This is a genomic window from Cellvibrio mixtus subsp. mixtus J3-8 (assembly GCF_000766945.1).
GTDB lineage: Bacteria > Pseudomonadota > Gammaproteobacteria > Pseudomonadales > Cellvibrionaceae > Cellvibrio > Cellvibrio mixtus_A.
In genome coordinates, this window is sequence record NZ_KN266217.1 from 1 (window position 1) to 7,295 (window position 7,295).

A 7,295-nucleotide genomic window follows, 5' to 3' on the forward strand; every position below is an offset into this window, starting at 1 on the left:
CCTGCAGCTGAACCAGCAGTTATCGTCGATGCAGGCGGCGGATCGCTACCTGGGGGATTTGGTTGAGAACTTGTCATCGCTCAAGTTAAGTATCAGTCGCCAGCTCAGCTCATCGGTAAGTAATGAACGCGAAGCGATTAGCAAAGGATTGCAGCAAGTAAACAGCTTGCTGGATGAGCGCAGCAAACGCACCGGCCAAAGCCTGGATGCAAATTTCAATTTGCGCCTCAACGAACCCCTGCGCAGCCGCTTTAGTTTGCCGGGGCTGGAATCGTTGGAAACGATCAAGCGCTCGGGCAAGGAAACCCTGGTCTTTACCGGTGGCCGCGCGCTGCAAGAACCGCTCGCGGTGGTGTTTGATGAAGGTATGGGCGATGAGCAAGTATTGCGCAACCTCAATGCCGGCCTTGGCAGCGCCGGGATTCGTGCAGAGCTGGATGCCCAGGGTGCGCTGAAATTTTCCATGCCGGAAAATGACTGGCAGGCATTAAAGGACCAACTGCGGGTAAAAGGCGAGGGCAAACTATTTTCCGCCAATGCCAGTGCGGTAAAACCACGGGAAGAGGGATTGTTGGGATTTGACCCCGCATTGGCGCAAGAGTCGGCGCGCGAATTGCGCCAGTTATTGGATTCGGTAATTGCCGCGCTTGATCGCATCAACGGTTTGCGCCAGCAACTCAGCCAACGCCAGGAAGATGTACGCGAATTTCTCGCCCGCCAGGAAAGCCAGGACGAAAAGCAATGGGCGCTCAATTTTGCCAGCGCAGTGTTTAGCATCAACGGACGCAAAGCGTCCAGCTACTCGGTAGTGTCGCAAACAGTTATCGCCCAGGCGCAGCTCACCCGCTTCGCGGTCGTCAGCCTGCTGTCCTGATTCGCCACCAGCTACAACAATTCTGATCGCACGGCCAAGACCGGGCGCAGGCCCCTTCGTCTTAAAAGGGGGCCCATATCATCCACGCAACAGAGGTTTAACATCATGAGCGGCCTTGATTCGCGCTCCCATGACATAAACGATACGGATTGCGCTTATGTCCCCCGAGCCCGCCCCGAAGGTATTCAGACTTGGGGAAACCTTGTAACATCGCTCGCAATGTTAATAACAAGGCGATGGCGGAGGAAGGCAATGGTATATGTAGAGCGCGATGCGCAAGGGCGATTGCTACGCGTTGAGCAACAGCCATTTGAAGGCGCAGAACATATGGCCGTGGAAAGCGAGGAGTTGCAAAACTGGCTGAAGGTAAAAGAAGAAGTCAAAGCGCGGCTGGACAGCCTTCATTCATCTGACCTTGAACTGGTGCGCGTACTGGAAGATGTGGTGATTGTGCTGGTTGATCGCGGCGTAATCCAATACACCGATTTACCCGCCGCCGCCCGTGAAAAGCTGGATCAGCGCGCTGTGGCTCGCGCCGACCTTGAAGGTTTGAATACCATCCTGCGCGAAACCGGCGAATAACCGGAAAAGCAACTAAAAAACACCTGCAAACCCCGCCTTGTGCGGGGTTTATTGTTTTGTAATCGCTCCCAGCCTCTCTGGTGCGCAACCAGGATGGGTTGTGGTGATTTAAAACATTGATGGTTTCACTTATTCAAGCGAACAAAAAATTATGATGTCCTTACTAAGAAATCGCAGCGGTAGCCAAAGTGGCAAAGTGACTATGGTCGAATTATTTTTCGATCTGGTGTTTGTGTTTGCCATTACCCAAATCTCCCATTCATTGCTTGCCAATTTAACGCTTGACGGTGCGGTCAAGCATGGTTTGCTTTTACTCGCCGTGTGGTGGGTGTGGATTTACACTTCCTGGGTTACGAATTGGCTTGACCCGGATCGCTTCCCCGTGCGGTTATGTTTATTTGCATTGATGCTCGGCGGGTTGATTATGTCGGTATCAATTCCTGAAGCTTTTGGCGAACGCGGATTATTTTTTGCATTTGCTTATGTGTTCATGCAAGTGGGAAGAACCGCATTTTTTCTTTACGCGATTCGCACCAGCGCGAAAAATTTTGTACGCAGTTTCCAGCGTATTTTTATCTGGCTATGTTGCTCGGCAATTTTCTGGATCAGCGGTGGTTTTGCCGAAGGCGATCAGCGATTTATCTTGTGGTGCATTGCGTTTTTAATCGAATTTATTTCACCCGGTGTGCTTTTTTGGGTGCCGGGTATGGGCCGCTCAAGTACTACCGATTGGGATGTGGAAGGCAATCACATGGCCGAGCGATGCGCATTGTTTGTGATAATCGCGCTGGGCGAATCGCTATTGGTAACCGGCGCAACCTTTGCGGACCGGCAATGGGATTTAACAGTCATCACCGCATTCCTGGTTGCAGTATCGGGTTCGATTGCGCTTTGGTGGATTTATTTTGATAGCGGGGTTGAGCGCGCGCACCATCGCATTTTGCATTCGCAAGATCCGGGTGGACAGGCGCGTTTGGCATATACCTATCTGCATGCACCGATTATCGCAGGCATTATTGTGTGTGCTGTTGCCGATGAATTGGTGTTGGTACATCCGGATCACGCATCCACTGCCGGATTGTTTGCCATTATCGGTGGTCCGGCATTGTATTTAATCGGCTGCGCATTATTCAAGTGGGTCACTAATGATCGCCGCACGCCGCCGTTATCGCATCTTGCCGGTTTGTTATTGCTGGCTGCGTTAATTCCGATAGTAGTGGCGTTGCATTGGTCTGCATTAGCTATGAGTGCGGCCACTACAGCAATATTGATTGTGGTTGCTGCCTGGGAAAATTGTTCGTTAAAAATAGAAGTACAATGATCCTGTAAACCGGATACACATTGGTACAATATTTTTTCGCCAATAGAGCAAGTGCACTGACCAACCATAAAAATGTGTGCACAAAATCAGTAAGGCCCGGGTTACAAACTGATAAAGCCTGATACAGTTATAGAATACATGGTGATTTACATTATCTCTTTCGAATGATCCAAAGGGATATCAAAAATGTATTTCACTACAAAGAAAAATTTTGCAATAAAATATGTGACAGCGATAGGCTGGCTTGTACTGGCATTATTATCAGGGTGCTCTGATGATAAGCATAAACCAGCATCGCACTCTTCTACATCCAGTTCCTCTGCATTCGGTTCTTCTGCATCCAGTTCCTCAGTAGCCAACTCATCGGTATCCAGTTCTCTCCCATCAACATCAAGCTCTCCATATGCAGGTCAGTGGTATGCGCCCGCGTACGGCTATGTTGTGTCGGTAAGTGAGGTGGGTGCTGCTTTTACGCTTAAAACATACAGCGTCACTGAAAATTACTGCATTTTACAACAAGTAGTTTCTGACCTTTCCCCGGATAAGCTTAAACAAAATTATACTTATTCAAATTTTGCGAAGGAGGTGCTGGTTGAAAACAAAGGATATTATTCTGCTGGAGTTGAATATGTAAAAGTACAACAACTCCCGGTGGTCTGTAAGGAAAATTTACAAACGTTAAAAACAGACTCCAGCTATACCTTTGATGCTAAAAAAGACTTTGAGATTTTCTGGCAAACATTTAATGAGTTATACATTAATTTTGACTTAAGAAAGGTAGATTGGGATGGGGTTTATCAGGAGGCTACGAAATCTGTAGGAAATATTACTGACGAGGGAGAATTGTTTGAGTTCCTCAGTGCACTTATTGCTCCTCTAGGTGATGGTCACGCGTTGATAATCAGGGCGCCACTAAGCCTGGATTTGGATAAAAGTATAACGGCGGCACTGGAAAATGAAGAAACCCCGAATTTTAGTGCATCCACACAATTAACCTTATATGAAAAATTATTAAAAGAATATCTGCAGGTGTTGGAACCAGACGTTGAGCTAACCGATGCGCAAATCGCTGCTGCTGAAAAGTATGTGTTCGATAGTGTTGAGGAAATAAAGGATATCATTTTTAGCTATGCGAATAAAAAAGAACGTATTCAAATAAGGGCTGACGGTGAAATTGCATGGTTTAAAACAAACGATAATGTAGGTTATTTATTTATTGGTTCAATGGCGGATTATGGCGAAGACAGGCCAACAAGTATTTCCGATATTGCTTCTGATGTTGCTATAGCTGAAGCCACGATTAATGAAGCCTTGAAGGATCTGGAGGGTACCGATGGCCTTATCGTTGATGTTCGTTTTAACGGCGGCGGGCAGGACCAGGTAGCACTTGCTTTCGTCCGTCATTTTATGAACCAGTCGCAGGTTGTTTACTCCAAATTTGCCGGGAGTGGCAAGCAGGCAACACCCATAAAAGATATAGTGCTCGACCCACAAAGCGATAATATTTATTTAAACCCCACAGCAGTATTGGTGAGTGGTGATACCGGGAGCGCAGCCGAGATATTCACTATCGCTATGGCTTCATTATCACAAGTGGCGATTATTGGAGAGCCAACAGCCGGTGCGTTTTCCGACATTCTTGTCAAGCGTCTCACCAGCGATATCCTGTTCGGTGTGAGTAATGAAACCTATCTGGATGTCCAGGGAAATAATTACGAAGGCATTGGCATTCCTGCCGATATCGAAGTGCCTTTTGGAACACGCCAGGAGCGTGACGGTGGTTATGACGGCGGATTGGATGCAGCCATCAGATGGATTAATGGCCCACACTAAATTAAAAATGTTGGTCCGTTGAAACAGCAAGCGCGGGTAACCAGATGGATACTTTTAACCCGCGCTCCGGTCGGTTGGCAAAGTGAATGCGCCCGTTGTGGGCTTCAATAATTTCGCGGCACAATGCTAACCCCAGGCCGGAGCCGTCGCGTTTGGTGGAGTAAAACGGCAACATCGCCTGTTTTAATTGCTCCTCGCTCATGCCGCTGCCATCGTCGCTAATGGCGATCATATCCCAACTGCCTTGTTCTTTTACTTCCAGAAAAACACCTTCTTCACTGGCACCGGCTTCGCGCGCATTTTTCATTAAATTAATTAGCACTTGTGCGAGTTGTGCCGGATCAGCGAAACCAGGGCGCGGTATATAACTATTGTCCCAGCAAAAAAAACTTAATCCTTGCAGGTTAGATAAAAAAGCGAGCCAATTAACTGGCTCGCGCGCCGGGGTTGGCAAACGTGAAAATTGTGCGTAGTCACTCAGGAAATCGCGCAAATGGGTTGCGCGTTCCTGTACGGTGACAAGGATTTTTTGTAGTAAATCCTGTTGTTGTGCAGGTAGCGAAGAATTTTGAATCAGTTGCAAACCCGAATGGGCAAGTGAGCTTACCGGTGCCAGGGAATTATTTAATTCATGGCTGAATACGCGGATGACTTTTTTCCAGGTGTCTACTTCACTGCGCGCCAATGCACGTGTTAACGGCTGGAAGTGATATAAACAATGTTCATAGCCATGCAATTGGAATCGTTCACAGAATAAATACCAGCTTTCTATTTCTCCGTTTTTTTCTTGTTCTCTATTTTTTTCTTGTTCTCCGGTTTTTTCTTGCTCATCTGTTTGTACTTCAGTTTGCTCTCCTGCTGGTTCCGCAGAGCGATTTCCAGAATCATTATTATGCACTTTCTCCAATGTGAACATCAGGTTTTGCTGGTGCAGGATAGACTCTTGCAATGAAGCTGGCAGGGTAACCGTTAATTCTTGCAAGGACAGTCCGCGCACTGCTTTTCCCTGGTTCAATAATTGTCGTGCTGCGGGATTGCATAACACAATTTTTTGGCGGGCATCGGTTAATACCAGCGCAGAAGATACTGTTTCAAATACACGGTTCAACATTAAATCGCGTTGTAACAAATGGGTTTGGTCCGCGCGTAAGTTAGCGATTACCTGATTAAATAATTTGCCAAGTTGATTAAATTGCCGGTTTCTTTGCTCAGGTACTTGCAGTGAAAATTCCCCATCCTTCAAATGCAACAATGCGGCTTCCAATGTTTTTAAAAATCTATCCAATGGTTTGCCAAACAGGCGGCAAACCAGCCAGGTGATAAGTGCTAGCACCAGGAAACCACTAATCAACGCAATAACTTTATTGGACAGATAGTGATACACCCAAAAGCCGCTCATTGCCGCCAGGCAGTTTCCTATAATTAACGCAATTAAACGCAATGAAGGGTTCATGGTGTATTTGTCGGGTTATTACCCGGTTTTTTGGCAGGAAGGTTATTGGAATTATTTTTTAACCTGTTATCTGAATTGTCGGTAGCGCGATGTTTCATAGCATCATTCTTATTATCCAGCAGGTTATTAATCGCGTTGCTTGCAGCGGCTACGGAAAAATACTCCTCAGGAATAATTGCGTATTTTTCCATGCGACGATAGAGCGCCTGTCGGCTGAGTCCCAGTTGGCGGGCTGCTTCAGCAACACTGGAAGCCTGGGTTAAACAGTGGCGTACTTGTTCTTCACCGGGTTCAAATAACGGACGATTTTTTATTTTTTGCGCCGGTAATTGCAGGTCCGCTACTTCAATATTATGTGAGTTCGCAAGCAGGCATGCGCGTTGGATTGTATTTTGTAATTCGCGTACATTGCCGGGCCAGTCGTATGCTTCCAATGTGCGAAGGGCTTCCGGTGCTATTGGCCGACCTTGTAAAAAATGGCGGGCGAGGGGAATGATGTCGTCTTTGCGTTCAGCCAGTGCGGGTGTGTGCAGTTCAATGACATTCAAGCGGTAATATAAATCTTCACGAAATGCGCCGCGCGCAATGGCTACCGGTAAATCCGTATTGGTTGCCGCAATAATACGCACACGTGCGCGCCGAATTTGGCTGGAACCCAGGCGTTGAAATTCACCTGTTTGTAACAAACGCAACAATTTCATTTGTCCGGTCAGGGGCAGGTTGCCAATTTCATCCAGAAATAATGTGCCACCATGGGCCTGTTCAAAATGGCCGATGCGTGTGTGTTTAATTCCGGTATAAGCGCCTGCTTCAGCGCCGAACATTTCTGCCTCCATTAAATCCAGCGGCATAGCCCCGGCATTCAGGCGAATGAAGGGGCCATTTTTTATCGAAGAGTTGCGTTGGATAATGTCAGCAATTTTTTCTTTACCCGAGCCATTAGGGCCAGTAATAAGGATGGGAACATCGGCTTTAGCAACTTGCACGGCGGTAGATAACAATCGGTGCATGGTATCGGACTGATAAATTACACCGGACAAATCAAAATTGCTCGTCAGTTTTTCCCGCTGCATTGCGCGTTCAGTGAGCAACACTCGATGCTGAATTGCAATTTCATCCAGCTCCAGCAAATTATTCACGGCAGATAATAGTTTCTGGTCGTCCCATGGCTTCGCAAGGTAATCTGCTGCTCCTGCTTTTACCAGTTCTACCGCGCTGGACAAATCGGTCCA

Annotated in this window: 6 protein-coding genes; 4 read left to right on the forward strand and 2 right to left on the reverse strand. The window is 47.2% G+C overall.

Annotated elements, in window-relative coordinates:
• The 4 genes from A596_RS20920 to A596_RS20940 all read left to right on the forward strand — a co-directional run.
• On the forward strand, positions 1-874 hold an 874-nt coding region (locus A596_RS20920), incomplete at its 5' end, for a hypothetical protein (protein WP_039918613.1).
• A 252-nt stretch (positions 875-1,126) separates the two neighbouring features.
• A complete protein-coding gene (locus A596_RS20925; protein WP_039918614.1) occupies positions 1,127-1,456 on the forward strand; it encodes a hypothetical protein in 330 nt (109 codons plus the stop codon).
• Between the two features lie 151 nt (positions 1,457-1,607).
• On the forward strand, positions 1,608-2,777 hold the full coding sequence (locus tag A596_RS20930; protein WP_039918616.1) for a low temperature requirement protein A: 1,170 nt from the start codon (positions 1,608-1,610) through the stop codon (positions 2,775-2,777).
• Positions 2,778-2,963: 186 nt separating this feature from the next.
• The gene (locus A596_RS20940) at positions 2,964-4,610 is read left to right on the forward strand and encodes a S41 family peptidase (RefSeq protein WP_084128747.1); all 1,647 of its coding nucleotides are present in this window, start codon (positions 2,964-2,966) and stop codon (positions 4,608-4,610) included.
• A 1-nt stretch (position 4,611) separates the two neighbouring features.
• Here the strand turns inward: A596_RS20940 and A596_RS20945 are convergent, their stop codons facing one another.
• Both A596_RS20945 and A596_RS20950 read right to left on the reverse strand, forming a co-directional pair.
• Positions 4,612-6,063, reverse strand: a complete 1,452-nt coding sequence (locus A596_RS20945; RefSeq protein ID WP_052417763.1) for a sensor histidine kinase — start codon at positions 6,061-6,063, stop codon at positions 4,612-4,614.
• Positions 6,060-7,295, reverse strand: a 1,236-nt coding sequence (locus A596_RS20950; protein ID WP_235425802.1) for a sigma-54-dependent transcriptional regulator, incomplete at its 5' end; no start/stop codon positions are given. The genes A596_RS20945 and A596_RS20950, both read right to left, overlap by 4 nt.

Bases quoted from the DNA above. Each gene is read 5' to 3' on its own strand.
- A596_RS20925 (WP_039918614.1), top strand. From the start codon at position 1,127: ATGGTATATGTAGAGCGCGATGCGCAAGGGCGATTGCTACGCGTTGAG.
- A596_RS20930 (WP_039918616.1), top strand. From the start codon at position 1,608: ATGATGTCCTTACTAAGAAATCGCAGCGGTAGCCAAAGTGGCAAAGTG.
- A596_RS20940 (WP_084128747.1), top strand. From the start codon at position 2,964: ATGTATTTCACTACAAAGAAAAATTTTGCAATAAAATATGTGACAGCG.
- A596_RS20945 (WP_052417763.1), bottom strand. From the start codon at position 6,063: ATGAACCCTTCATTGCGTTTAATTGCGTTAATTATAGGAAACTGCCTG.